A 25,005-nucleotide genomic window follows, 5' to 3' on the forward strand; every position below is an offset into this window, starting at 1 on the left:
CTCTCAGGGACCTGCGGCGTTGTTCCGCTGCTGGACTCGCAAGGAGGCGGTTGCCAAGGCGATGGGCACGGGCGTCGCGACGGATCTGCGCCGTATCGAGACCCACCCGGAGTGCCCGGACTCGGCCCGCACCCCCGCGAGTTGGCGGGTCCACACCCTCCCAGCCCTCGCGGGCGCCCACGCCTCCCTCGCGGTTCCGGACGTCGTCGCGATCACCTGGCGGGCCTGTGCCCGGGAGCCGGGCGCCGGCGGGTGACGGCAGTCCCGGGCTCGGTCAGGGCGTCGCCGACGGGTTGACGACCGACTTCTCGACCGCCGCGGGTTCCAGCTGCCACTTCTTGAGGATCTTCACGTAAGTGCCGTCCTGGATGAGCTGGTTCACCGCATCCCTGACGGGTTCGGAGAGCGGAGAGCCCTTCTTGACGGCGAGACCGACGTTCTTGCGCCCGGTCTCGCCGAGGAAGCGCAGATCAGGCTGCTGGGTGGCCGCGTAGCGCAGCACGCTGGACGACGTCATCAGCACGTCCACCCGACCCTGACGCAGCGCCAGGAAGTGGGAGGCGGCGTCCGGATAGGTGCTGACCGTGATCGGCTTCCTGTCGTCGGCGGCGCACTTCTTGCTCGCCGCTCGGAGGTCGGCTTCGAACGTGGTGCCCGTACCGGTGCCGACACGCAGTCCGCAGAGTTGCTCAAGGTCGTCGACCTTCTTCAGCTTGCTGTCGTTCCGTACGGCGAACCCGGTGCCGTCGGTGATGTAGAGGACGAAGTCGAGAACCTGCTCGCGCTCCTCGGTCACGGCGAGATTCGCAGTGCCGAGGTCGTAGCGGTCGGCGTTTAGACCGGTGATGAGGGAGGCGCCGCTGACATGCTTGCGCTGCACCTTCAGCCCAAGGACACGGGCCACGGCCTCGGAGATGTCGATGTCGACGCCGCGTGGCTCTCCGCCGTCCTCGGGGCTGAACGCGATGGGGGGCACGCCGATGCCGGAACCGATGCGCAGCACTCCGGACCGACGCAGCTTCGCGGGCAGCTCCGAGGAGATGGCGGAATCCTCGTGCACCGCGGAGACCACGTCCTCACGGCCGAGACCGGCAGCCCGGGTGTCCTCGGGGATCTCCTCCGTACCGGAGCCACAGGCCGCAAGGAGCAGGGTGAGCAGGGTCGCTGTGGCGAGGGCTTGAGCGGTGCGCGGTCGGCGTCCGCGCACGCCCGTGGAACGCGTGGCCGGAGTGGGGGACATCGTGCCTCCTCGACGGGGCTGGGCTGTGCTCTGGGCATGGCGGGGAGCGGGGCGAAGGAACCGCGGCCCCACGTCAGTTGCTGGTCAGGAAGCGGACTGTGCGGTCGTTGCGCGGGGCGTCGAAGACCTCCTGCGGCGGGCCCGTCTCGACGATCCGGCCGTTGTCCATGAAGACGACCTGGTCGGCGATCTCCCGGGCGAACCGCATCTCGTGCGTGACGACGATCATCGTCATCCCGCCGTCGGCGAGTTCCCGGATCACCGTCAGCACATCCCGGGTGAGTTCGGGGTCGAGCGCGCTGGTCGGCTCGTCGAACAGCATCGCCCTGGGTTCCATGGCCAGAGCCCGTGCGATCGCCGCCCGTTGCTGCTCCCCGCCGGAGAGCTGGTGCGGCCGGGACGTCTCCTTCCCGGCGAGACCGACTCGGGCGAGCAGGTCGCGAGCCCGCTCTTCGGCAGCGGCCCGCTTCAGTCCGAGCAGGGCACGAGGAGCCTCCGTGACGTTGTCCAGGACGGTCATGTGCGGGAAGAGCCTGAAGTTCTGGAAGACCATGCCGGTACGGGTGCGCTGCCGGGCGACGTCGCGGCGGGACCGCTCGTAGAGCCGGTCGCCTCGCCACTCATGGCCGACGAGTTCGCCGTCGACGACGATGCGTCCCGCGTCGATCCGCTCGAGCCGGTTGACGCATCGCAGCAAGGTGCTCTTGCCGGACCCCGACGGGCCGATGACACAGGTGACAGTGGACTCGGCAACGCTGAGCGAGACGTCGTCCAGCACGGTCAGCGCGCCGAACGACTTGCGGACACCGACGGCCTCGATCATCCTCGGTCCCCCGTGGCGTAGCGGCGTTCTACGAAGTGCTGGACGACGCTGAGCAGCGTGGTCAGCAGCAGGTACCAGAGCGTGGCCACCAACAGCAGCGGGATGACCAGGTAGTTGCGGTTGTAGATCAGCTGGGTCGCGTACAGCAGGTCCTGCACGGCGATGACGCTGACAATGGACGTGCCTTTCAGCAGGCCGATGATCTGGCTGCCGGCGGGGGGCAGGATCGCGGGCATGGCCTGTGGCAGCACGATCCGGCGGAAGATCCGCCAGCCGCCGAGGCCAAGGGCCTCGGCGGCCTCGGTCTGGTCACGGCTTACGGACAGGATGCCGGCCCGGACGATCTCGGCGAGCTGCCCGGCTTCGTGCAGAACGAGCGATATGACGGCGGCCGTGAGGCTGCTGATCATCCGCTCGGTGGAGAACTCGGTGAACCTGGGCCCGAACGGGATACCGAGCGACAGCTTGGGGTACAGCAGCGAGATGTTGTACCAGAACAGCAGTTGTACGAGCATCGGAACGGATCGGAACAGCCAGGTGTAACCGAAGCTCAAGGTCACGAGGATCGGGTTGCGGGACAGCCTCATCACCGCGAGCGCGATGCCCAGGACGAAGCCGCCGGAGAAGGCGACCGCGGTCAGCAACAGGGTGGTGCCGAGCCCGGCGAGGACAGCATCTGCGGTGACGTACTTGGCGACCACGTCCCAGCGGAACGCGTCGTTCGTGACCAGGGCGTTGACGGCCATCGCTAGCAGGACGAGGCCAGCCACGGCGACCACCCCGCGAAGCGGTCGCGGGCGGGGCCTCGCGAATGCCGCGTCGGCCCCGTCCACCGACGTCCGTCCCACCCCACCGGGCCTTTCCGAACGGGCCTTGCGGGCACGGGACGTACGGTCCTCGCCGCCGGTACCGTCGCCCGGGCCGGTGTGGCCGTGCTCGGTGCGCAGGGAAACCATCGGCGATCCGTCCTCAGTCGTTCGACGCGTAGTGCGGCAGGACGTGCTCGGCGAACAGGCGCATGGTGCGGGCCGACTCCTCGAACGGCATAGCGCCGGAGATGACCTGGAGGCTGATCGTGAAGTCGCCGAACCAGCCCCGGATGTCGTCGATCGCGGCCCGTACCTCGTCGGGGGTGCCGACGAGCGCCTTGCGTTCGGCGACGCTGCGGTCGAAGTCGCCGCGGCCCGCCTTCTCGACGATCTTCTCGTAGCCGGGGTAGTCGGCGCTGCGGGTCTCGCGCCACGCGGACACGGCGGACGCGAGGGCCTGATTGGCCCGCTCGGACGCCTGCTTGCCCTTCTCCCGGGCCTCCTCGCCGTCCTCGGCGAGGTAGCAGCTGTAGCTCATGTGGATGTCCTCCTCGCTGGGCTTGAAGCCCGCGGCGGAGGCAGCGTCGCGGTACAGGACGAGCGTCTTCTGCACCTGTTCGCGGGGGTTGATGGACGGGACGAGCATCACGCCGTGCCCGGCGCGGCCCGCGGCCTCCGCGGACGCCGGTGTCTTCGCGGTGGCGACGAGAATGCGCGGATGCGGGCGCTGCCAGGTGCGCGGAAACATGGTGACCGGGCCGAAGCGGTGGAAGGTGCCCTGCCAGACGACGTCCTCCTCCGCCCACAGCCGGCGGACGGCCTCGACGCCCTCGTCGAAGCGGGCCCGGCTCTCGTCCATCGAGACCTCGAACGCGGTGAACTCGTCGGGCAGGAACGCCCGTCCGAAGCCCACGTCCAGGCGGCCCTGGGAGATGTTGTCGAGCATGGCGAGCTTGCCCGCGAGCTTCAGCGGGTGCGTGAAGGCGGGCAGTACGGCGCCGGTGACGAGGCGGACGCGGCGGGTACGGGCCGCCGCGGCGGCGAGGAAGGTCACCGGGTCGGGGCTGTAGCCGCCGTACTCGTGGAAGTAGTGCTCGACGGTCTTGACGTGGTGGAAGCCGAGTTCGTCGGCGAGTTCGGCCAGCCGCAGCGACTCCTCGAAGTGCTGTCCGGCGGGCTTCTCCGCAGGTCCCACGGTGGGAAAGAGGTTGATGCCGAACTTCATGGAGTCCCCTCGATGTGATGGCCGGACCAGGACGGCCAGTCGGTCGTCGCGGTCCCGGACAGGGCGGGTACGGGCAGGTGGATGTAGTCGCGTTCGTGGTAGAGCATCGGCGCGCGGCCGTGCAGGGCGGCGCCCTCGATCCCGCCCAGGAACACGGTGTGGTCACCGGCCGGGATCTCCTGGTGCACAAGGCACTCGGCGACGGCGCTGAGGTGGTGCGCCGGCAGCAGCGGGGCACCGGCGGCGCGCTCGGAGGGCCGCCAGTCGAGCCCGGCGAACTTCTGGGTGCTCTTGCCGGCGAAGCGCTCCGAGAGCCGCTCGTTGTGCACGGCGAGGAAGTTGACCGCGAAGCCGCCCGAGTGCCGGATCGCGGCGAGGGTCCGGGACCCGGTGCCCACGCAGACGAGCAGTAGCGGCGGTTCCATCGACACGGAGGTGACGGCGCTGGTCGTCAGACCGCTCGGCCGGCTTTCGGGGCCTGCAGCGGTGACGATGCAGACCGCGGCCGGGTGCGCGCTGAACACCGCGCGGAACAGTTCGTCATCGATCGCCATGGTCCGTAGCTCCTCCCTTGCCCGCTCAGGCTGTCCGCGGGCGCTGGAGCGCGGGTCCATACCCTCTGGAAGGCGCTGCCGAGCCGTTCTCCTCCAGCACTCTCCCCAGCAGTGCCGTCGCGTTGCGGTGCAGCGGGAAGTTCGTGCCGGGAGGCAGGATGCCGCTCTCGTCGAGCAGCCGGGCCACACGGGCGGTGATGACGCAGAACCGGTAGGCGGCGAACACCTCGTGGTACGGAAGGTGCCGCGCCGTGCGCCCGGTGCGTTCCTCCCAGCGGGCCACGGTCTCGGCCCGGCCGGGCAGCCCGGTGAGCCGGCAAGCGCCTATGCCCTCGCTGAGGTGCCGGTCCATGTGCAGGTACCAGGCGAGGTCGGCCTCGGCCGGCCCCAGTGCGGCCATCTCCCAGTCGAGCAGCGCGGAAGGCCGCGTACCCACGTAGATGATGTTGCCGATCCTGGCGTCGCCCCAGAGCAGCGACGTCGAGCCCTCGTCGTCGGGCACGTGGGCGTGCAGCCAGCGGAGGGCGGCGTCCGCGGTCGTGTTGTCGTCGGCGACCCCGTAGAAGTCGAGGTGGTGGGTGAAGTGCCGCAGCAGCTGCCCCGATCCGGTGGGGCCGAACTCGGGCCGGTCCAGGAAGTCGGCGCCCGTCTCCTTCGGATCGAGGCGGTGGACGGCAGCGAGCGCGTCCACTCCCCCGTTCCACACTGCGGCCCGGTCCGCGGGCGGCAACTCGGCGAGCCAGCCCTGCCGGTGGTAGGAGGGCAGATCGGCGGGCACCTGTCCGTCGACGCGTTCCATGACGAGGAACGGCGCGCCCAGATACTCGGCGGAGGGCTCGTCCCACAGCACCCTCGGTACGGGCAGGCCGGTGTCCCCGAGAAGCTTCAGCAAACGGACCTGGCCATCCCAGAAGTCCTCGGGGAAGACCCGGTGCCCGGTTGGGGCGACCCGGACGGCGAGCGCCTGCCACCGACGGGTGCCGGCCTCGGTCCACTCGGCGTCGAACAGCAGGATCTCGCCGGAGAAGCCGGCCTCCTCCGGCACGGTGACGGGTCCGAGCTCGACCGCGCCGATCTCGTCGGAGCGGGTGCCGAACCAGTGGGTGAGCACGGCGCGGGTCAGGTCGGGGTCGCGTTGCAGGGGTACGGGCACGGGGGTCTCCTCACGCCCGGCGCCGGCCGGGAAGGGACGGAAGGACGGGCGGGAAGGGAGCGACGACGCCGTGCCGGATCGCGGACTGCAGCCGCCCGATCACGGGGCCCGGCGCGACGCCCAGGTCGCGGGCAAGCCGGCCGCTGAGCCGGGAGGCGACGTCGAGCGCGTCTGCGGCCCGCCCGGTCTGGTAGAGCGCGGTCATGTATCGGGCGTGCAGGGATTCGTGAGTGGGATGGCGGCGGGTGAGCACGGCGAGTTCGGCTAACACGTCGCGGTACCGTCCGAGCCGGAGCCGCGCGTCGAGGTATGCCACGTGGACCTCCAGGCGGCGCCCCTCCCAGTGGGTGACGGCGGGCTGCAGCACCGGTCCGGTGCGCACGTCCGCGAGGACGGGCCTCTCCCAGAGGGCGAGCGCGCGGCGCAGAAGCCGCGCGACGGTGGCGTCGTCGGCGGCCCGGCCCGCCTGCTCGACGAGCTGCTCGAACCTGAGCAGGTCCAGCTCCTCGGGTCGCACGGCGATGAGGTAGCCCTGTCCGGTCCTCCTGAGCCGGTTGTGGGCGGCCCCGCGGGAGCCGATGGACGGCATCCGGGCGAGCAGCCGGCGCAGGTGCATCACGTACGTCTGCAGGGTGGTGGCCGCGCTGGGCGGCGGGCGCTCGCCCCAGATCTCGGTCACACAGGTGCGGACGGGCATGACTTCTCCCGCGTGGAGCAACAGCAGTCCGAGCAGCTGGCGTTGCTTGGGCGCGGTGGGCAGATGGCGGCCGTCGCTGTCCTCGACGGACAGTCCCCCGAGCACGCCGAATTCCATCGTGGTTCCTCTCGTCGCCGGGTGCGGTGGTTCACGGGCGGTTTCCGCGGCTCCTCCAGCGGCGCTCCACCGGGTGTCGGCCCAATGGACGGGCAGGAAGCCGAGATCGTGCGGGACAGGTGGTGGAGTCATGCCGGGGACAGTGGTGACGGTGGCCGACGGGGTGCACGCGTATGTTCAGGAACCGGGCGGCTGGTGCGTGAACAACGCCGGGATCGTCGTGGGTGAGGACACGGTCCTCGTCGTCGACACAGCGGCCACGGAGAAGCGGGCGCTCGCGCTGCGGGACACGGTGGACGCGCTGGCGCCGGGTCCGCGCCGGATCGTGGTGAGCACCCACCACCACGGCGATCACACCTTCGGCAACCATGTGTTCTCCGGCCCGCACACGCTGCTGGTCAGCCATGACGCCGGTCCCGCCGAACTGGTGCGCAAGGGCACTGCGCTGCAGTCGATGTGGCCGCATGTCGAGTGGGGCCACACGCCGACCGTGCTGCCGACGCTGACCGTGCGCGCGGGGGCGACGCTGCACCTCGGCGACATCACCGCGGAGCTGATCCACCCCGGTGTCGCGCACACCTCGGACGACCTGGTGGTGTGGCTGCCCGAGCAGCGGGTGCTCTTCGCGGGCGACCTGGTGTTCTCCGGAGCCGCGCCGTTCGTGCTCATGGGTTCGCTCGCTGGGTCCCTCGCGGCGCTCGCGCGGCTGCGGGAGCTGGATCCACTGGTCGTCGTCGTCGGGCACGGCCGGGTCGGCGGACCGGAACTGCTCGCGTTCACCGAGGAGTACCTGCGCTGGGTCGCGGCGCTCGCCGAACAGGGGCTCGCGGACGGGCTGAGCCCGCTGGAGACTGCGCAGGGCGCCGACGAAGGCGCGTTCGCGGCGCTGTTGGATCGCGAGCGGCTGGTCGGCAACCTCCACCGCGCCTTCCACGAGGCGGCCGGCGGCGCGCCCGGCGCCCGTATCGAATCGGCGCCGGCCATGCGCGAGATGGTCGCCTTCAACGGCGGCCGTCCCCTGCGCTGCCTCGCCTGACGGCCGGTACAACCCCGGGCGCGGCGATATCCAGGTGTCCATGCCCCGCACCGTCTCGTCGCCCGCTGGAGCGGGGCTCCAGGTGCGCTGGACGGCACCCCGGGGCACCTCCCCGTACGTCGGCGTCTCCAGTCCCTCTCCGCCCATGCGCGAGCCGTGCCGCGCAGGCTCGGCGGAGTCCCGAAGCCGATGCTGTGGAGGAGAGATGAAGTTGCGTGGCAGGACCGCGGTCGTCACCGGGGGAACCCGGGGGCTCGGCCGGGACGTGGCCAGCGCGCTCGCCGGTGCGGGCGCGACCGTCGTGGTGGCCGCCCGAGAAGTCCCGGACGACCCGGGCGAGGGCATCGTCGCGCTGAAAGCGGACGTGACGGCACCGGATTCGGTGGCGGCGCTGATGGACACGGTCCACGAGCAGTACGGAGGTCCGCACATCGTGGTCGCGAACGCGGGCGTGAGCCGCCCCGGCCCGGTCGCCGCGCTGTCCGTGGAGCACTGGAGCGAGGTCGTCGACACGAACCTGCACGGCGTGTTCAACACGGTGCGGGCGGCCCTGCCGTACGTGCGTGAGACGCAGGGGGGGCGGGTCATCACCATGTCCTCTCTCCTGGGTTCGCGGGCCACGCCGGGCGCGGTGGCGTACTGCGCGTCGAAGGCGGCTGTGGAGGCGTTCACCTCCGTCGCCGCGCTGGAGCTGGCTGCGGACGGGTTGACCGTGAATTGTGTAGCGCCGGGTTACATCGACTCCGGCATGGGAAGGGCGCTCATCGGCAACGAGGCTCTGTGGCCGAAGTTCGCCGAGACGCTCGCGGCCGGGCGGCCCGGTACGGGCGACGAGGTGGCCCAAGCGGTGCTGTTCCTGGCCTCGCCCGAGAGCAGCTACGTCAACGGTCAGATACTGCACGTGGACGGTGGGGTGCGCTGAGTACGCCCATGGGGACACCGCGGGCCGGCGCGTGGCGTACGCTCCGACCCGCGGTTCCGTCCGGTTCAGACCTGGGTGGCCTGCCCCTGCCGCACCGGCACGCTCAGGTGCGGCTCACCCTTGATGAGCCCGCTGAGCGCGTCGAGCCGACGGCGGAACTCCGGCTCCGCAAGGGCTTTGCGGAAGGTGGCCTCGTCCTCCCATTCGGCGATGTTGAAGTAGACGGAGTCGTCCTTCGAGGACCGTACGAGGGAGTAGCGGATGAGGCCCTGCTGGGTCTCCATGAAGGCGCCGACCGCCTCGTAGCGGTTCTCGAACTCCTCGGCGTCCCCGATCAGGGTGAGCTTGTTGACGAACACGACGGCCATGGTGGTCTCCTCGGGTGGATGGTCGTTGGCGGGTGATGGTGAGAGGGCCGGCCGACACCGTGCCGCACAGACAAGGCCGTCCGGCGGGCGCCGGTCAGCCTGCGGGGCCCGCCGCGCTCGCGGCGAGGACCGGATAGTCGGTGTAGCCCCGGCTGCCGCCCTCGTAGAAGAACCGCGGATTCCAGGCGTTGAGCGGTGCGTGGGTGCGCAACCGCTCGGGCAGGTCAGGGTTGGCGAGGAACTGCCGGCCGAAGGAGAGCAGGTCGGCACTGTCGGCCAGGGCCTTGTCGGCGGCGGTGAGGGTGGCGCCGGTGTCGAGCGGCCCGGTCCCGGCATTGACGACGACGGTGCGCCGCCACCGTCGGCTCAGCTCGTGGACGAGGTCGAGGTCGCTGCCCGCGACGAAGTGGACATGGCCGAGGCCGAGCGCGTCGAGTGCGTCGAGCAGTACCGGGTACACATCGGCCCGGTCCGGCTCGGACATGTCGTTGAGCGGGAAGCCCGGGGAGAGCCGGATGCCGGTGCGTTCCGGCCCGATCTCCGCGGCGATGGCCCGCGCGACCTCGAGAGTGAACCGGATGCGGCCCTCGGCGTCGCCGCCGTACTCGTCCTCGCGTACATTGCTCACCGGTGACAGGAACTGGTGCAGCAGGTAGCCGTTGGCACCGTGGATCTCGACGCCGTCGAAGCCGATGCGGGCGGCGGTACTGGCGCAGCGCGCGAAGTCCTCGATTGTGGCGGCGATGGTGTCGGCGGTCAGCGGACGCGGCATCGGATAGGCAGGCTTGCCGCGGAAGATCCGGGCGACTCCGTCGGCCCGGACGGCGGACGGCGCGACGGGTACTTCGCCGTGCAGGTCGGGGTGGCTGATCCGGCCCGCGTGCATGATCTGGAGGTACATCCGCCCGCCCGCGCTGTGCACGGTGTGGACGATCTCGTCCCAGGCGCGGGCCTGTTCGGCGGTGTGCAGCCGGACGCTGTGGGCATGGCCGACGGCGACCGGGCTCGGGTGGGTGGCTTCGCTGATGACGAGTCCGGCGGTGGCGCGCTGCGCGTAGTACTCGGCCATGACCGGCAGCGGTGTGCCGTCGGCACTGGTGCGGCCGCGGCCCATCGGGGACATGACGATCCGGTTCGGCAGGGTGAGGCCGCCGAACGGGACCGGGTCGAAGAGGCCGCTCATGCCCCGGCCTCGGTGACGGCTTCGATGCCGGTGATCGTCTCGGCACCGTCGTGGCTGATGTAGCGGCTGCGCACGAACCAGGTCCCGTCCCGGCGTTCCAGGACGTCCTTGGCGGTGGTGCTCAGGTACAGCCGGGGCTCGCCGCCCTTCGGGGTCTCGAACACGACAGCGTAGTAGCGAGTGCGCACCACGTCGGGCTCGACGGGTTCCGCGGCGACCATGCCGAACCAGTGGCGGCGGGTCAGACCGCGCGCGGCGAGCGCGGCGATGCCCTTGCGCATGCCTGCGGCGATGTCCGCCCGGCCACGCTTGACGCCGGGCTTGACGTTCTGGGCGAACGTTCCGTGCTCGGTGAACTGTTCGGCCCACTCCTCCGCCCGGCCTGCGTCCAGCAGCTGCGCGTGCCCGGCGTAGAACTGAATGATGGCCGCGTAGTCCAGGTCGGACACGGTCTTGGTGTCCGGCGGTGCGGTCCGCGTCACGGTCTTCCTCCTGTGCTTCGTGGGCGCCGGTCGGGCGCTGGGGTCCCGGCCAGGTTTTCCGGTTCCGGTGGAGCGGGCGTGGAGTCCGGCTCCACCCGTACGGCACCGCGCCGCGGGGTCAGCCGGCCGGACGCAGCGACACTGGCGGACTGTCCGGCCCCGGCAGGTACACGGACTCGGTGACAGGCGCGGAGTTGAGCAGATCGGCGTGCAGATCCCGTATCCGGGTCGAAGGCTCCAGGCCGAGTTCTGTGCTGAAGGTGCGGCGGAGCCGGGTGAACACCTCCAGGGCGTCGGCGGTGCGCCCGGACCGGTAGAGGGCGATCATCAGCTGGGCATGCAGATTCTCGTACGTGGGGTACTGGCGGGTGAGCACCCTGAGTTCGCCGATGAGCTGGTGATGGCGGCCGATCCTCAGGTCGGCGTCGATGCGCTGTTCGAGGGCTCCGAGCCAGGTCTCCCGCAGTCCGCTGAGCCGGGTGCGCAACACCGGTCCACACGTGACGTCGGCGAGCGCCTTGCCGGACCACAGGCCGAGGGCGCTGTGCAGCAGTTCGGACTCGCGGGCGTGGTCGCCGACGATTCGGGCAAGGGACGCCTGCTCGACGAGCTTCTCGAACTGGTGCAGGTCCAGTCGACCGGCACCGACGGCGAGGAGGTAGCCGCGGTCGCGGGTCTCCAAGTGCATTGCCGCGGGGGCTCCGGTGGCGGACACGGCGCTTCTGAGCGTCTTACGCGTCTGCATCACGTAGGTCTGGAGGGTGGAGTGGGCGCTGTGCGGGGGCGAGTCCGCCCACAGCTCATCGACGCATTCGTCGACGGTAACGACCTGCCCGGCGTGGAGCAGCAGCAAGGCCAGAAGCTGACGCTGCTTCGGGGCCCGCGGGGTGACAGTCCGCAGACCTTCAGTGAGAGTGAGTGGGCCGAGGATCCGTACGTACATCTCGCCTCCAGGACGGGCTGGATCGGGGACGCACACCATCCTGTTCCTCGGTTCTTGCGCCTCACTTTCCGTAGCCTTTCACCCCAGTGAGGTTCCCCTATTACAGACACACCACAGGCATCGCCGTCATGAAGCCGCAATACGGCGTTGAGATAGCCGTCCGCGACGAGCCGAGGCGCCCTCCGCCCAGGACGCGTCCACCACTCCTTTCACCGACGCGCTCTCAGGCAGTGCACTCCGGGAACAGCGCCCGAAGACGGTCGGACACCTCGGGCAGGTCCGCACCACCGCCGTCCACGGGCTCTTCGCCAGTGGGCACCTGGCGTTCCGGGGCCGGAGAGTGACCTGCGCGCCGGCACAGGTCATCGGCCTGGGCACGCAGAAGCAGCAGCCCCGACCTGTCGGCGACAGCGACCGCACGCATGCCGAGCTCGTACGCTTCCGCGGGCCGCCTGCCCACGAGTTCGATCCGACCGAGGCCGATGAGGGCATGGGCCTCGGACTGGGGGTGGCCAATGCGTTCGGCGATGCTGAGAGTGCGGCTGAACTCCTCGTGAGCGTCGGATGATCTGCCCCGGATCAGATGCAGTCCCCCAAGGATGTTGCGGGCGTTGGCCTCCAGGGCGACATAACCATGATCACGGGCGATGACGACGGCGCTCTCTGCGTACTGGTAGGCGAGGTCGACATGGCCATTGCAGGCGTAGATCTGGGCAAGCCCGTAGGAGGCGAGGACGATCGAGTGGGAGGCGTTGAACTCCTCGCTGAGCGACAGCGCAAGGTCGAGGTTGGCCATGCCCGCGTCCCATTCTCGCAAGTCGGCGTAGACGCAGCCAAGCCGTGCCAGCACCTCGGGGCGGGAGCGCTGAACTCCGTCCTCGTCGAGAATCGCGGCGGCGCGGCTGAAGTGGGCCTCGGCCGCGCGGAGCCGTCCCTGACTGTGCCGGGCCATACCGAGGTACATCAGCCCGCGAGCCTCGACATGCGGCAGATCCAGTTGCCTGCTGAGCTCCAAACCGCGCTCCAGCAGGGTAACAGCGCTGTCGATGTGCTTTGTGGGCTGCTGCAACTGGTTCATCGCGATGGCGTTGACAGTGACGGCTTCGAAATCGCGTACGCCGAGTCGGATGAACCCCCTGTGCGCGGCCCGCAGTTCGCGGGCGGCCTCGGGGAGCCGGTTGAGGCCCTGGAGGGCGAGTCCGACACTGAGCCGCATCACGGCAGTGACTCGCTGATCGCCGAGCGATAGGGCGGCGCGCAGCCCGGCCTGGGCGACGGTGAGCCAATCGGTCTGGAGTCGGCCGAGGGTGAAGTAGCCACGGAGCATGTCCACGAGGCGGACGCACACCTCGTCCAGTTTCGCGTCGGCGGCGCGGACGATGAGGGCGACGAGGTTGGCCTGCTCGGCCCGCAGCCACGCCTGCGCGTCCCGAGGGTCGATCTCGGGCGCCAGCACACGAGGGTCGAGCCGGAACAACCGCAGGAATCCCGGGTAGCATGATTGTACGGCCTCGTCGGTGCGACGCAGATACCAGCGGCACAGCCGGTTCAGGGCCTGTCGCCGGTCGGCGGGCCTGTCCTCCTCGACGCCTCGCTCGGCCGCGTACAGGGCGATGAGGCTGTGAAAGCGGTACGTGTCCTCGGACGAGACCTCGATGAGCTGGGCCGCGGCAAGCTTGTCGAGGAGTTGGTCGGCCACCTGGGGTTCGCAGTCGGCCAACTGTGCGGCGGTACAAGGGGTGAAGGCCATGTCGCCCACGACGCCGAGGAGCCGGAAGAACCGGCGGGACAGCGCGGCCAGAGAATTGTAGGCGACGCTGAATGCGGCCCGTACAGCGGTGGATGGGCTGTCGCCGAGGGCGAGGAGTTCCAGCGGGTCGCCTTCTCGCAACGCCTCGACAAAGGACTCGACAGAGCGCCAGGGTCGTCCGGCGAGGTGTCCGGCGGCGATCCGCAGTGCGAGCGGGAGCCGGCCGCAGAGTTCGACGAGTTCGGTAACGGCCGTCCTGCACAGCGTCTCCGGGGCCCGGCCGAGGACGGCGGTGAGGACATCCTCGCCCTCCTTCTGCGACAGCAGGTTGAGAGTAAAGCTGCGTGCACCGTAGACGGCAACGAGGTCGGGCCGGTACTCGCGGTGCAGGGCGAGGACGGCGCAGCTCGGGGAACCAGGCAGCAGGTCGAAGATCTGTTCGCTGTCGTTGACATCGTCGATGACGACGAGCACACGCCGGTCGGCAAGCCGGCTGCGGAGCACGCCAGTGAGCTGGTGCCGTTCGGTGGGGAGGGCGGAAACGTCGGCCCCTGAGGAGTGCAACAGCTCGGCAATGATGTCATGCACAGGACGAGCTCCTCCGCGGGCATCGTGGAGGCGTACATACCACTGCCCGTCGGGATACACGGAGCCGAGCCGGTGCGCTACGCGCAACGCAAGCGCGGTCTTACCGATGCCGGGCGGGCCGACGAGGCTGACGAGCGGGACAACCGTGCGATGGCGTGGAGTAAGGGCGGTGACGACCTGTTGCAACAACTCCTCCCGGCCAACGAAGTGGGTTGCCTCTGGTGGAAGCTGGCGCTGCACTACCCACGGCGCATTGGGATTGATGGGCTGAACCCCAGCGTTCCGGTGGGCCTGGCGGGCGGCCTTCGCACCGGGGGTGCCCGAGGGGGTGGCCTGGAACGCATGGATTTCACCGGTCTCGGCGAGCAGCTGCCGGTGCAGCTGTTGGAGTTCCTGCCCTGGCAGGAGTCCGAGTTCACGGTCGAGCATCCGGTAGTAGTCGCGGTACTCCTCCAGCGCCGCAGCGACCTGCCCAGAGCGATGCAGCGCCCGCATCAGATACTCACGCAGCCGTTCCCGTAGCGGGTGTTCGGCGGCGAGGGCGCGCAGTTGAGGGATGACATCGGCGCTGCTGCCGATGTCGAGGACGAGTGCGAGGCGTCGTTCGGCCAAGGTGAGACGTTCCTCGATAAGCTGCGGCGCCACCTCGGTCTGGAGCGAGGCGGAAGGCACTGTTTCGAAGGGGTCGCCGCGCCACTCGGCGAGCGCCCGTTCCAGGGCGCTCAGTTCACGGTCCGGGTCCCGCTCACTGTGGGCGGTACGGGCCTCTGCGGCCGCCTTCCGGTAGCGGGTCAGGTCGAGGGCGTCCGGATCCATCGCGATCCGGTAGCCGCCCGGGTGGGTCTCGATGACCGGAGGGGCATCGAGACCGAGTGAGCCGCGTAGCAGCGCCCGCAGCCGAGTGGTATGGATGTGCAGCGCGGCACGGGTGTCCTGCGGCGGCTGGTCATCCCAGAGCCTGCGGATGAGTTCGTCAGACGTGACCACCTGGTCGGCCCGTAATAGCAGGGACGCGAGAAGCACCCGCTGCTTGGGGGACGAGACTGTCAGTTCCGTCCCCCCTGTGCGGACCGCCAGGGGCCCGAGTATCCGAAAGTCGTAGGTTGAAGCAGCTTCTCCGTTCAAGAACACACCTGCCCGATCAGTCACCATGCGCAACGTCGGCGATACACCGCGACACAATAGAACACGCTTACGCACAAGATCGCCCAGGTAATGATCCGGGTCTCGCTTGCGAGGCCGGGAAGTCTCACGGTTCAGGACATTGTTGTTTGACTGCCCGTCATCTTGTTTGTTTTCAAACGCCTTGGTCTTCACCTTGCGCAGCCAGGCCGAAGCGCCGCGCGATCAGTTCATAGGAGCGCATGCGGTCTCGAGGCGCGTGGATCGTAGAGAGCAGCATGAACTCATCGACCTCCAGGGCATCGACCATGGAGGTGAGCGTCTTGTGCACATGGTCGGGGTCGCCCACGACACACCTCGGCCACTCGGCCACCTCGTCCGCGAGCGGTTCCACCTCGCCGCGCAGCCCGTCGAGCGCCGCCTCCGGCGACGGCAGGGGCAGCAGCAACCCGCGCCCCATACGCAAGCGGAACAGCCGCTGACTGGCGAAGACCCGCTGAGCCTCCTCCTCCGTGGGCCCGCAGTACACACCGACGCCGATTTGGACGCGCGGTCGGGCCCCGTCGCGGCTGTCGAAGGCCGCGCGATAGGACTCCACGACGGAACGGGTGACTTGAGGTCGGCCGAAGTGGGCTATGGAGACGGGCAGTCCCAGCCGGCCGGCGAACTCGGCGCTCTGAGGGCTCGCGACCAACAGCCACACTTCCGGGGCCCCGGCGGTGGGCATGAGCTGGATGCGCCCGTACGGATGCCCGTCGGGGAAGCCACCATGCAGGAAGGCAAGGAGTTCGGCGAGCTTGCGGGGGAACTCGGTCTCGTCCCCATCCGCGGAAGAACCGGGGGCGAGCGCATGCGCCTCAATGCTGCTGGCGCCGATGCCTCGGCCGATACCGAGGTCGATCCGGCCGGGCGAGAGCGCGTCGAGCACCCGGAACACCTCGGCGACCTTCAGCGGGCTGTAGTGCGGCAGCAGCACTCCGCCGGAACCGACACGGATGCGGCGGGTCTCGGCTGCCACCCTGGCCACCATGATCTCCGGGGCGGGGCCCGCGAAGGACGGCGTGGCGTGGTGCTCTGCAAGCCAGTAGCGGTGGTAGCCGAGCCGGTCCGCCAGACCGGCCAGGTCCAGGGAGTTACGCAGGGCAGTGGCCGGGGTGGATCCCTCCGGCACGACGGACTGGTCGAGGACGGACAGTTTCACGCTGGTCTCCTTCACGGTCGGGGCCGGAAGGAGGGGGTGACGCGTCCTAAGGGGTGGCAGCTCCGGCCACAGTGTGCCGGAAGCGGGCGACGAGCGATGCCCAGCGATCGTCGAACGAGGCGACGTCGAGCAGTCCCGTCAGTTCCTCACGGCAGCGGGCCTCCGCCTGCTCACCGCGCTCGGCACCCGCTGGTGTCAGCGTGCAGTACACGCCCCGGCGGTCATGTTCGCAGGAGACCCGGGCCGTGAGGCCCTTGTTCTCCAGCCGGGTGACAAGCCGACTCATGGACGACTGGTCGAGCCCGACCGCGGCGGACAGCTCCTGCACCCGAGTGCCGCGCTCATGGCCGTACCGCAGCTCGATGAGCACCATCAGCTCGGGCAGCGAGATCTGGTACTCGCTCGCGAGTGTCTTCTCCAGAGACTGGTTGAGCTGACCGACCATGAGCGTCAGTCGACGCCACAGGTCGAACTCTTCCGGACGCCCGGCGCGGCCATCGGTCGCCATGTCCGCCTCCCCTTCGTTCGCTCCCCTCCACTATAGCCACCTTTATGCACGATCCTTGTCTACGCAGGTATTTTTCCTGCGCATCCATCCCCAGCCTGCCCCAAAGCCCTGTACATCGGCAAGGCAAGCAGGGATCTGTCCGAAACTTAGATGCAGGCGCCTACATTTAACTCTAGTCTGAGAGGTGAACACAGCGCGGCGCCGATCCGCGCCCGTCCCCGGCTGAATCGACAACAGGCGGTACGCATGACACGCGGAACTCCCGAATCCTCCCCGGCACCAGATACGACATCGGAGCCCTCGCAGACCGCTCCAGCGGCACCGGAGACGTCCGCCGCGGCGAGCGACAAACTCGACCCGGCGTTCATGCGCATGGCCGCCGTTCTGCTGCTGGCCCTGCTGATGGCGCTACTCGACGAAACGATCGTCAACGTCGGCGTCAAGACGCTCAGCGGCGCGTTCGGCTCGCCGCTCGCCACCGTCCAGTGGGTCACCGCCGGCTATCTACTCGCCGTCGCCGTCGCCACGCCCTTCGCGGGCTGGGCCGTCGACCGCTTCGGTGGCCGCACGATGTGGCTCACCGCCGTCTCCCTCTTCGTGCTCGGCTCGGTGCTGTCCGGCTGTGCATGGTCGATCGAGTCGCTGATCCTGTTCCGGTTGATCCAGGGCGTCGGCGGCGGCATGATCGTGCCCGTCGTGCAGAGTGTCCTCGCGACCACCGCGGGCCCCTCGCGAGTCGCCAAGGCCATGGCTCTGATCTCGCTGCCGCTCACCGTCGGTCCGATCCTCGGCCCCGTCCTCGGCGGTGTCCTCGTGGACGCTGTGAGCTGGCGCTGGATGTTCCTCATCAATCTGCCCATCGGTCTGATCACCCTGCTGCTCGCGCTGCGGACCCTGCCCGCCGACCAGCACGCCGGCCGCCCCGAGGAACGTCTTGACGTTCTCGGCCTGGTACTGCTTTCCCCCGGCTTCGCCGCACTGGTCTACGGGTTCACGACGGCCGCGCATTCCGGCGACGCCTCGTCTCCCAAGGCGCTCGTCGCCTTCGCCGCCGGTGCGCTGTTGCTCGTCGGGTACGTGGTGCACGCGCTGCGCACCTCGATCACGCCACTCATCGACCTGCGTATGTTCGGCAAGCGTGGCTTCACGATGGCCGTCGTCACGATGTTCTTCGTCGGCGCGGTCGCCAATGCCCTGCTCTTCCTGACCCCGCTGTACTACCAGCAGTCGCGTGACTTCGGCGCTCTGCACGCCGGTCTGCTGCTGATCCCCTCCGGTTTCCTCGGCGCCGCCGGCGCGATCACCTCCGGCAAGACGGCGAACAAGGTCACCGCGCGGCTCACCTCCACGGCCGGAATGCTGGTCACTGCGCTCGGCACACTTGCCTTCACGGGGATCGGCTCCGACACGAACACAGCTCTGCTGTCCGTTGCGCTCGGCCTGACCGGCTACGGCATCGGACTGACCGCGCCTGGCACGATGGCGTTCATGTACAAGGCCGTCGACGAGGCCAGCGCGCCCCGGGCAACCAGTGCGCTGTTCATCTTCAACCAGATCGGCGGCGCGCTCGGGATCGCGGCCATCGCGATCACTCTGCAGGATCGGCTCGGCACGTCAGGGCACCCTGCCGGGGCGTACGGCGGCTCGTACTGGGTCATCATCGCCTTCAGCGTGATCGCGGCCCTCGCGGCCGTGGTCCTGCCCGGCTCCTTCCGCGCGGAGGCTCCCCCGGAGCAGCCCGCCGAGGACGAGGGCCCGCTCCCCGAGTCCACCCCCGCCTGACCGCACCTCCCCCACCCCGGCCCGCCCGGCCCTCCCTGGGCGGGCCGGTCCGTTTCACGACTGCCGAGGGCGGTCGTACGGTCCGCGACGGCGTCCACCCGAGACGTCGGCCGACCCCATGGCCGCTGGACCAGGAATCCAGCGCCGCCACCTACACCTGGGAGAAACCACCGCATCCCCTGTCGGCGAGGAAAACGTGAAGGCACTGGTCACCACCACCCTGGACCCGCTCGCGCTCGAGCTGCGCTCCGTACCCGACCCCCGCCCCCGCCCGGACGAGGCTCTGATCGAGGTCCATGCGACGGCCCTGAACCGAGCCGATCTCCTCCTCGCGATCCGCCGCCCGGTCGGCTCCCCCCTCGGTCTGGACGTCGTCGGTACGGTCCTGCGCGCCGCCGCCGACGGCAGTGGCCCACCTGCGGGCGCCCGCGTCACCGGCCTCGCCGCGAACAACGCCTGGGCGGAACTCACCGCGGTCCGCACCGACCGCCTGGCGGCTGTTCCGGACGGGGTCACCGACACCGACGCCGCGACCCTGCCGGTCGCCGGCCTCACGGCCCTGTACGCGCTCCAGAAGGCAGGCTGGCTCCTCGGCAAGCACACCCTGGTCACCGGCGCGAGCGGCGGCGTCGGCCGGGTGGCCGTGCAACTTGCCCACGCGGGCGGCAGCAAGGTGACCGCCTGGGTCGGTTCCGAGGCCCGCGGCACGGGGCTCGCCGAATTCGGCGCGAAGGTCGTTGCCGGCTACGAGGAGCCGCCCACCACTCCCGTCGACATCCTCGTCGACAGTGTCGGCGGTGAAGTGTTCACCACCGGCTACACATCGCTGCGACGCGGCGGTGTGGCGACCGTATTCGGCAACACCGTCCGCGCCGAACTGCGGCTGCCCGCCGACTGGGGCCACGCCCGCCCCGGCGTCCGCATCGAGTACCTGTTCCTGCTCGACGAGGTCACCCGGCGCGACGTACCGGCTGACCTCGCTCTGCTGCTCGCCCTGGTTGCCTCCGGGAAGCTCGTGGCCGAACCGGGCCTGCTCACCCCCTGGACCGACCCGCAACGCGCCATCGCCGCCCTCCACTCCCGCTCGGTCAACGGCAAGGTCGTCCTGTCCATGTGACCGCGGACGCCGGTGCGCGTCACCGCACCCCGAACTCACTTCCGTCACTGCACCGCGAGGTTCCCATGCGACTGATCAGCTACCACGAGCACGGCTCCCCCGACGTCCTGCGCGTCGAGGACGCCCCGGTGCCCGCACCGGGCCCGGGCCAGCTGCTCCTGCGCACCGAGGCCGTCGGCGTCAACTTCATCGAGACCCAACTACGGAGCAACACAGCCCCGTTCCCCGCTCCGCTGCCCGGCCGCCCCGGCGGTGACGTGGTGGGTCGGGTCGAGGCGCTCGGCCCGGACACCGACGGGCCCGCGCCCGGCACCCGCGTCGCGGCGTTCGGCGTTCCCGCCGCGTACGCGGACCAGGTCGTCATCGACGCCGAACGCGCCCTCGTGGTGCCCGAGGACATCGGCGCGACCACCGCGACCGCGCTCGGCTCCACCGCGCAGACCGCGTGGAGCGTCCTCGACGCGGCCCGGGTAGCCAAGGGGGACACGGTGCTCGTACACGCGGCGGCCGGCGCGATCGGCCACATCGTCACCCAGCTCGCGAAACTGCGCGGCGCGGGCCGGGTCATCGGCACGGTCGGCTCGCCCGCCAAGGCCGACTTCGTCCGCGCGCACGGCGCCGACGACGTCGTCGACTACCGCCAGCCGGACTGGGCGGACAAGGTGCGCGAACTCACCGGCGGGCAGGGCGTAGACATCGTGCTCGACAGCGTCGAGGGCGCCGTGTTCAAGGACGGCCTGAAGCTGCTTAAGCCGTACGGACGACTCGTCTACTACGGTTTCGCGGGTGCCGACGGCGAGGTCGCGAAGGTGGCGATGACCGAACTCCTCGGTCTCACCTACGTGGTGGGCACGTCGCTCGACGCGTGGGCGAATGCCGACCCGGCACGGGTCGCGGAGGCACGGGCGGAACTGGTCCGGCTGGTCTCGTCGGGAGATCTGCGTGTCGCTGTGCACACCGCGCTGCCGCTGACCGAGGCGGCCGAGGCCCACCGGGTCATCGAGAGCCGTTCACAGCTGGGTCGTGTGGTCCTCGTCCCCTGAGTCCGGAACCGAGTCCCTAGGGAGCCCGTCCCATGTCACAGAGAGCCAAGCAGTCGACTCCGGCCGACACACCGTCACCCGCCCCGACGCCTGAGCCCGACGAGACCGTCCCCGTCCTCGTCGCTGGGGCAGGCCCCGGTGGCCTCAGCACGGCCGTCTTCCTCGGTCTGCACGGCGTACCAGCGCTGGTGGTCGAGCGCCACCCCGGCACGTCGACCGCGGTGAAGGCGACCGGCCAGTACCCGCACACGATGGAGGCGCTGGCCATCGCCGGCGCAGCCGAGACCGTGCGCGAGAGGGGGCGGAGGTATCGCAGCGACTTCCACATGGTCGTCGCGGAGACCCTCGCGGGCCCGGTGTTGCGCACACTGATGAGCGGCGACCAGCTGAGCATGCGGCATGTGTCCCCGGAGGACTGGGGCACCGCGAGCCAGTCCGCCGTGGAAGCCGTGCTCGCCGACCGGGCGAGGGAACTCGGCGCGCGGCTGCACTTCTCGACCCGGCTGACCTCGCTTACCCAGGACGCGGACGGGGTCACCGCGGTCACCGAGCACACGGACACCGGCGAACGGCGCGTGATCCGGGCCCAGTACCTGGTCGCGGCAGACGGCTGGCGCAGCGGTATCCGGCAGTCCCTCGGCATCGCCGTGAGCGGCCGGGGCACGGTGGGCAAGGTGCTGCGCGTCCTGTTCCAGGCCGATCTCAGCGAGCCGCTGTCCCACACAGACGGCGCCGCCGACGGCCGCCGCTTCACCGCGCTGCACGTGGGCCGCGCGGTCCTGTTCAACACCGAGATTCCAGGCCTGTACGGGTACTTCCGCAACCTCACTCCCGAACTGCCGGACGGCTGGTGGACGCGCGAAAACGCTGTCGCCGCGCAGATCCGCTCCGACCTGGGCATCCCGAACACCCCGCTGAAGATCGAGGAGATCGGGGAGACAGAGATCTCCTGCGGGGTCGCCCAGCGGTTCCGCGAGGGCCGGGTGCTGCTCGTCGGTGACGCGGCGCATGTGATGCCGCCGACCGGCGGTATGGGCGGCAACACTGCCTATCTGGACGGGCTTTACCTCGGGTGGAAGCTTGCGGCGGTGCTGAACGGCACTGCGGGCGAGGGACTGCTCGACAGCCACGACGCCGAACGCCGGCCGTACGCCGCGGAACTGGTGGAGCAGCAGTTCGCGAACCTGGTGGACCGGATCTCACCCGAGCTCGCCAACGCGTCTCTGGCCGAGCCACTGCCGCCGCCGGTGATCGCGTTCGGCTACCGCTTCCCGAAGGGCGCCGTACTCGCCGAACCCGATGACGGCGGCGAGCTGTTCGAGAACCCGGCCCGGCCCACCGGCCGGCCAGGATCCCACGCCCCGTACGTCCCGCTCACCCGCGTGGACGGCTCGGCCACCTCGACGACGGCTCTGTTCGGCCATGCGTTCGTGCTGCTCACCGGCCCGGACGGGGCGGCGTGGGCGGAGGGCGCCGTCGCCGCGGCGGACGCGCTCGGCGTCGCCGTCCAGGTGCACCGGGTCGGCCCGGGCACCGGGCTGCTCGACGCCGACGGGGCGTTCGCCGCTGCGTACGGCATCGGCGCCGACGGGGCCGCCCTGGTGCGTCCCGACCGGTTCGTGGCGTGGCGCTCCGCCGGAGCGCGCCCGGACCCGGTCGCCGAAATCGAGCACGCGCTGCGGCATGTGCTGCAGCGGCCCGAGCCCTGAACACCCCGAATTCCGAACCTCTGTGGATGTCGTCGCGAAAGGACCCACCATGGCAGTGGCAGAAGCAACCGCCCAGAACGAGAACACGAGGGCGGAAGACCGGCGGGTGGCGCTGGTCACCGGTGGCACGAGCGGCATCGGCTTCGCCGTGTCCGAACTGCTCGCGGAACAGGGGCACACGGTGTTCCTGTGCGGCCGGGACGGCGACACAGTCGCCGCCGTCGTGGACAAGCTGCGCAGTCGCGGCTTCGATGCCGACGGCGTCGCCGCCGACGTCACATCGAAGTCGGATATCCAGCACCTGGTCCGCTCCACCGTGGATCGCTTCGGGCCGATCCACGTCCTTGTCAACAACGCCGGACGGGGCGGTGGCGGCGCGACCGCCGAACTCCCGGACGAGCTGTGGGAGGCGGTCATCGAGACCAATCTCAACAGCGTCTTCCGCATCACCCGCGAGGTGCTGTCCCAAGGCGGCATGCTGGCACGCGGCCACGGCCGGGTCATCAACATCGCCTCCACGGGCGGCAAGCAGGGCGTGGAGCTGGCCGCCCCGTACTCCGCGTCGAAGCACGGCGTCATCGGCTTCACGAAGGCACTCGGCAAGGAACTCGCCCAGTCCGGCATCACCGTGAACGCGGTCTGCCCTGGCTATGTGGAGACGCCGATGGCGGCCCGGGTGCGCCAGGGCTACGCGGCGCACTGGGGCACCACGGAGGAGGAGGTGCTGACGAAGTTCCAGGCGAAGATCCCGCTCGGCCGCTACTCGACTCCCGAGGAGGTCGCGGGCCTCGTCGGCTACCTCGCCGGCGATCTGGCCGCGTCCATCACGGCCCAGGCCATGAACGTGTGCGGGGGTTTGGGCAACTACTGACGGCGGCGGCTCGGCGGCGACTCGGGCCGCCGCCGGCCCGTGAGCGCCCGGTCCCGGGAATCCCGGGCGTACCCGTCGGTTGCCGGGGGCGCGCCCCCGGCAGAATTGAGAAACCCTGGTGAGGTACTACACGGCAGACCGGCTGATCACCGGCGACCGCGGCAGATGCATCCGCGACGGCGGGGTGCTGGTTGACGGGAGGCTTATCCGGTGGGCGGGGCCCGACCGGGACGTGCCGCAACGGCTGCGGCGCGAGAGCGAGCATGTGAAGCTCGGACCGCTGACACTGCTGCCCGGGCTCATCGACAGCCATGTCCATCTGGCACTGGACGGCGCGCCCGGCGCCATGGACCGGATGCGGGCCATCTCCGACGACGAGCTGTACACACTGATGCTGCGCAACGCTGCCCAGCTGCTGTCCGCGGGTGTGACCACTGCCCGCGACCTCGGCGCACCCGGCGTTCTCGGGGTGCGCGTCCGTGGTGCTATCCGCTCGGGCCTCGCTCCGGGGCCCGAACTGGTCGTGTCAGGGGCACCGTTGACCGTGCCGGACGGCCACTGCTGGTTCATGGGTGGTGCGCGGGTCGGCGAACAGGCCCTGCGACAGGCGGTACGCGAGCAGGCCCGCGCCGGTGTCGACGTCATCAAGGTGATGGCAACCGGGGGCGCGTTGACGCGGGGGTCGGACTCCTGCCAGGGGCAGTTCACGGAGCGGGAACTTGCGGCCGTCGTCGATGAGGCGAACCGCGTCGGCCTTCCCGTCGCCGCGCACGCGCACGGTACGGACGGGATAGCGGCCTCTCTGCGAGCCGGGGTTCACACCATCGAGCACTGCAGTTTCCTGGACGCGTCCGGCGCGATCGTCCCGGATCAGGGCCTCATACGCCGACTTGCTTCGAGCGGCGTCCACGTCTGTCCGACCATCAGCGTCCGTTTCACCGAGCGTCGAGATGGAAGAGGCCCAAGTCGAGTACCCGCCCTACCGGCCCTGTACCGGCAGGGCGTCGCTATCGTCGCCGGTACCGACGCCGGCACCGACGGTGCGCCGCACCACGCGTACGTCGAGGGCCTCATCGGCATGGCCCGGCTCGGTCTGCCGCCCGCCGAGATCCTGGAAGCCGCGACGTCCCGTGCCGCCCGCGCTCTGCGCGTCGAGACACTGACCGGCCGGATCGAAACCGGGCTGCGCGCCGACCTCATCGCAGTCGAGGGTGACCCATTGCACGACGTCACGGCGCTGCGGGCCCTGCGCCTCGTCGTCACGTCGGGAAAAGAAGTCCGCTCACCGCCCCAGTCCGCTACCGCCGACGAGTGGGCGCAGTGACCGACACGGCTGCTCGCGAACACCGTGGGTGGCTAAGCACGCGGACGTACACGGCCTGCCTACAAGCGCGAGGCGTTCGGACACGCAAGTGGTGCCAGAACGTGGAGCCTCGCTCCAGCACCCGTCCACCGCCACCAGCGACGTTTTCCTCATGCATAAGGAACCCCAACGCCCCGCACCCGGCACATCGGCGCCTCCGTCTCCGGACCATCTGGCCGTTCCACTGGCCTGCGTGCTGCTCACTCAGTACGCCGCGTCAACCGCCGCCCGTTTCCTGGGACTCACTGCGGATCCCTCCCCCTCCAATGACTCCTCACCGTACGCCCTCGCTCTCGGCGTGCCGGACGGGACTGCCGCACGGTCGTCACCGACGCGCGGCCCCCGCCACCGTCGCCTGGGTGAATTCGAACGACCCAGCTGAAGAACCAGCGCCACGAT

23 protein-coding genes are annotated in these 25,005 nt (G+C 70.1%); 9 read left to right on the forward strand and 14 right to left on the reverse strand.

The features are described from left to right. Positions 1–19 precede the first annotated feature (19 nt). A complete protein-coding gene (locus CTZ28_RS47225) occupies positions 20–256 on the forward strand; it encodes a 4'-phosphopantetheinyl transferase family protein (RefSeq protein WP_183154604.1) in 237 nt (78 codons plus the stop codon). An 18-nt stretch (positions 257–274) separates the two neighbouring features. Here CTZ28_RS47225 and CTZ28_RS27115 read toward each other — a convergent pair whose 3' ends face one another. From CTZ28_RS27115 to CTZ28_RS27145, 7 genes are all read right to left on the reverse strand, one after another. Continuing rightward, positions 275–1,240, reverse strand: a complete 966-nt coding sequence (locus CTZ28_RS27115) for an ABC transporter substrate-binding protein (protein ID WP_121892329.1) — start codon at positions 1,238–1,240, stop codon at positions 275–277. A gap of 73 nt (positions 1,241–1,313) precedes the next feature. Next, positions 1,314–2,063: an amino acid ABC transporter ATP-binding protein gene (locus CTZ28_RS27120; RefSeq protein ID WP_121892330.1), complete on the reverse strand. Its 750-nt coding sequence runs from the start codon at positions 2,061–2,063 to the stop codon at positions 1,314–1,316. Continuing rightward, entirely contained in the window at positions 2,060–3,019 is a 960-nt protein-coding gene (locus CTZ28_RS27125; protein WP_121892331.1) for an amino acid ABC transporter permease, read from the reverse strand. The genes CTZ28_RS27120 and CTZ28_RS27125 overlap by 4 nt, the downstream gene beginning before the upstream one ends. A gap of 13 nt (positions 3,020–3,032) precedes the next feature. Beyond that, complete coding sequence (locus CTZ28_RS27130) at positions 3,033–4,097, reverse strand: LLM class flavin-dependent oxidoreductase (protein WP_121892332.1); 1,065 nt, start codon at positions 4,095–4,097, stop codon at positions 3,033–3,035. Next, complete coding sequence (locus CTZ28_RS27135; RefSeq protein WP_121892333.1) at positions 4,094–4,651, reverse strand: flavin reductase family protein; 558 nt, start codon at positions 4,649–4,651, stop codon at positions 4,094–4,096. Before CTZ28_RS27135 ends, CTZ28_RS27130 begins: the two co-directional genes overlap by 4 nt. A 25-nt stretch (positions 4,652–4,676) precedes the next feature. Continuing rightward, positions 4,677–5,804, reverse strand: coding sequence for a phosphotransferase family protein (locus tag CTZ28_RS27140; protein ID WP_121892334.1), 1,128 nt, complete (start codon positions 5,802–5,804; stop codon positions 4,677–4,679). Between the two features lie 10 nt (positions 5,805–5,814). Continuing rightward, positions 5,815–6,618 (reverse strand): AfsR/SARP family transcriptional regulator, encoded by an 804-nt coding sequence (locus CTZ28_RS27145; RefSeq protein ID WP_121892335.1) that lies wholly within the window; start codon positions 6,616–6,618, stop codon positions 5,815–5,817. 130 nt (positions 6,619–6,748) lie between these two features. Here CTZ28_RS27145 and CTZ28_RS27150 point away from each other — a divergent pair, with 130 nt between their 5' ends. Both CTZ28_RS27150 and CTZ28_RS27155 read left to right on the forward strand, forming a co-directional pair. Beyond that, positions 6,749–7,654, forward strand: a complete 906-nt coding sequence (locus CTZ28_RS27150) for an MBL fold metallo-hydrolase (RefSeq protein ID WP_259471825.1) — start codon at positions 6,749–6,751, stop codon at positions 7,652–7,654. A gap of 205 nt (positions 7,655–7,859) precedes the next feature. Beyond that, positions 7,860–8,576, forward strand: a complete 717-nt coding sequence (locus tag CTZ28_RS27155; protein WP_121892336.1) for an SDR family NAD(P)-dependent oxidoreductase — start codon at positions 7,860–7,862, stop codon at positions 8,574–8,576. A 65-nt stretch (positions 8,577–8,641) separates the two neighbouring features. On the opposite strand, the gene CTZ28_RS27160 is transcribed toward CTZ28_RS27155, so the two are convergent. From CTZ28_RS27160 to CTZ28_RS27190, 7 genes are all read right to left on the reverse strand, one after another. Next, positions 8,642–8,944, reverse strand: coding sequence for an antibiotic biosynthesis monooxygenase family protein (locus tag CTZ28_RS27160; RefSeq protein ID WP_121892337.1), 303 nt, complete (start codon positions 8,942–8,944; stop codon positions 8,642–8,644). A gap of 94 nt (positions 8,945–9,038) precedes the next feature. Continuing rightward, positions 9,039–10,127 (reverse strand): alkene reductase, encoded by a 1,089-nt coding sequence (locus CTZ28_RS27165; RefSeq protein ID WP_121892338.1) that lies wholly within the window; start codon positions 10,125–10,127, stop codon positions 9,039–9,041. Then, the gene (locus CTZ28_RS27170) at positions 10,124–10,609 is read right to left on the reverse strand and encodes a nuclear transport factor 2 family protein (protein WP_121892339.1); all 486 of its coding nucleotides are present in this window, start codon (positions 10,607–10,609) and stop codon (positions 10,124–10,126) included. The genes CTZ28_RS27165 and CTZ28_RS27170 overlap by 4 nt, the downstream gene beginning before the upstream one ends. Positions 10,610–10,727: 118 nt before the next feature. Continuing rightward, positions 10,728–11,591 carry an AfsR/SARP family transcriptional regulator gene (locus CTZ28_RS27175; RefSeq protein WP_310887627.1) on the reverse strand — a complete coding sequence of 288 codons (864 nt, stop codon included), beginning with the start codon at positions 11,589–11,591 and terminating at the stop codon, positions 10,728–10,730. Positions 11,592–11,775: 184 nt separating this feature from the next. Then, positions 11,776–15,207 carry an AfsR/SARP family transcriptional regulator gene (locus CTZ28_RS27180; protein ID WP_259471826.1) on the reverse strand — a complete coding sequence of 1,144 codons (3,432 nt, stop codon included), beginning with the start codon at positions 15,205–15,207 and terminating at the stop codon, positions 11,776–11,778. Further along, a complete protein-coding gene (locus CTZ28_RS27185) occupies positions 15,188–16,213 on the reverse strand; it encodes an LLM class flavin-dependent oxidoreductase (RefSeq protein ID WP_183154605.1) in 1,026 nt (341 codons plus the stop codon). The genes CTZ28_RS27180 and CTZ28_RS27185 overlap by 20 nt, the downstream gene beginning before the upstream one ends. A 46-nt stretch (positions 16,214–16,259) precedes the next feature. Beyond that, positions 16,260–16,721: a MarR family winged helix-turn-helix transcriptional regulator gene (locus CTZ28_RS27190; RefSeq protein WP_121892342.1), complete on the reverse strand. Its 462-nt coding sequence runs from the start codon at positions 16,719–16,721 to the stop codon at positions 16,260–16,262. A gap of 246 nt (positions 16,722–16,967) precedes the next feature. On the opposite strand from CTZ28_RS27190, the gene CTZ28_RS27195 reads away from it, so the two are divergent. The 6 genes from CTZ28_RS27195 (at position 16,968) to CTZ28_RS27220 (ending at position 24,567) form a co-directional block, all read left to right on the forward strand. Continuing rightward, positions 16,968–18,503, forward strand: coding sequence for an MDR family MFS transporter (locus tag CTZ28_RS27195; RefSeq protein WP_121892343.1), 1,536 nt, complete (start codon positions 16,968–16,970; stop codon positions 18,501–18,503). A 196-nt stretch (positions 18,504–18,699) separates the two neighbouring features. After that, positions 18,700–19,620, forward strand: a complete 921-nt coding sequence (locus CTZ28_RS27200; RefSeq protein ID WP_121892344.1) for a zinc-binding dehydrogenase — start codon at positions 18,700–18,702, stop codon at positions 19,618–19,620. Positions 19,621–19,685: 65 nt separating this feature from the next. Next, complete coding sequence (locus CTZ28_RS27205) at positions 19,686–20,663, forward strand: quinone oxidoreductase family protein (RefSeq protein ID WP_121892369.1); 978 nt, start codon at positions 19,686–19,688, stop codon at positions 20,661–20,663. A gap of 32 nt (positions 20,664–20,695) precedes the next feature. Beyond that, complete coding sequence (locus CTZ28_RS27210) at positions 20,696–22,372, forward strand: FAD-dependent monooxygenase (RefSeq protein WP_121892345.1); 1,677 nt, start codon at positions 20,696–20,698, stop codon at positions 22,370–22,372. A gap of 49 nt (positions 22,373–22,421) precedes the next feature. Then, a complete protein-coding gene (gene fabG, locus CTZ28_RS27215) occupies positions 22,422–23,243 on the forward strand; it encodes a 3-oxoacyl-ACP reductase FabG (protein WP_121892346.1) in 822 nt (273 codons plus the stop codon). 118 nt (positions 23,244–23,361) lie between these two features. Further along, the gene (locus CTZ28_RS27220; protein WP_259471827.1) at positions 23,362–24,567 is read left to right on the forward strand and encodes a metal-dependent hydrolase family protein; all 1,206 of its coding nucleotides are present in this window, start codon (positions 23,362–23,364) and stop codon (positions 24,565–24,567) included. Positions 24,568–25,005 lie beyond the last annotated feature (438 nt).

This window comes from Streptomyces shenzhenensis (genome assembly GCF_003688995.1).
In the GTDB taxonomy this organism is placed as follows: domain Bacteria; phylum Actinomycetota; class Actinomycetes; order Streptomycetales; family Streptomycetaceae; genus Streptomyces; species Streptomyces shenzhenensis_A.

Excerpts from the sequence above, each read along its gene's own strand:
- CTZ28_RS27115 (WP_121892329.1), bottom strand. The coding sequence starts at position 1,240 with ATGTCCCCCACTCCGGCCACGCGTTCCACGGGCGTGCGCGGACGCCGA.
- CTZ28_RS27120 (WP_121892330.1), bottom strand. The coding sequence starts at position 2,063 with ATGATCGAGGCCGTCGGTGTCCGCAAGTCGTTCGGCGCGCTGACCGTG.
- CTZ28_RS27125 (WP_121892331.1), bottom strand. The coding sequence starts at position 3,019 with ATGGTTTCCCTGCGCACCGAGCACGGCCACACCGGCCCGGGCGACGGT.
- CTZ28_RS27130 (WP_121892332.1), bottom strand. The coding sequence starts at position 4,097 with ATGAAGTTCGGCATCAACCTCTTTCCCACCGTGGGACCTGCGGAGAAG.
- CTZ28_RS27135 (WP_121892333.1), bottom strand. The coding sequence starts at position 4,651 with ATGGCGATCGATGACGAACTGTTCCGCGCGGTGTTCAGCGCGCACCCG.
- CTZ28_RS27145 (WP_121892335.1), bottom strand. The coding sequence starts at position 6,618 with ATGGAATTCGGCGTGCTCGGGGGACTGTCCGTCGAGGACAGCGACGGC.
- CTZ28_RS27150 (WP_259471825.1), top strand. The coding sequence starts at position 6,749 with ATGCCGGGGACAGTGGTGACGGTGGCCGACGGGGTGCACGCGTATGTT.
- CTZ28_RS27155 (WP_121892336.1), top strand. The coding sequence starts at position 7,860 with ATGAAGTTGCGTGGCAGGACCGCGGTCGTCACCGGGGGAACCCGGGGG.
- CTZ28_RS27160 (WP_121892337.1), bottom strand. The coding sequence starts at position 8,944 with ATGGCCGTCGTGTTCGTCAACAAGCTCACCCTGATCGGGGACGCCGAG.
- CTZ28_RS27165 (WP_121892338.1), bottom strand. The coding sequence starts at position 10,127 with ATGAGCGGCCTCTTCGACCCGGTCCCGTTCGGCGGCCTCACCCTGCCG.
- CTZ28_RS27175 (WP_310887627.1), bottom strand. The coding sequence starts at position 11,591 with ATGGTGTGCGTCCCCGATCCAGCCCGTCCTGGAGGCGAGATGTACGTA.
- CTZ28_RS27190 (WP_121892342.1), bottom strand. The coding sequence starts at position 16,721 with ATGGCGACCGATGGCCGCGCCGGGCGTCCGGAAGAGTTCGACCTGTGG.
- CTZ28_RS27195 (WP_121892343.1), top strand. The coding sequence starts at position 16,968 with ATGACACGCGGAACTCCCGAATCCTCCCCGGCACCAGATACGACATCG.
- CTZ28_RS27205 (WP_121892369.1), top strand. The coding sequence starts at position 19,686 with ATGCGACTGATCAGCTACCACGAGCACGGCTCCCCCGACGTCCTGCGC.
- CTZ28_RS27210 (WP_121892345.1), top strand. The coding sequence starts at position 20,696 with ATGTCACAGAGAGCCAAGCAGTCGACTCCGGCCGACACACCGTCACCC.
- fabG (WP_121892346.1), top strand. The coding sequence starts at position 22,422 with ATGGCAGTGGCAGAAGCAACCGCCCAGAACGAGAACACGAGGGCGGAA.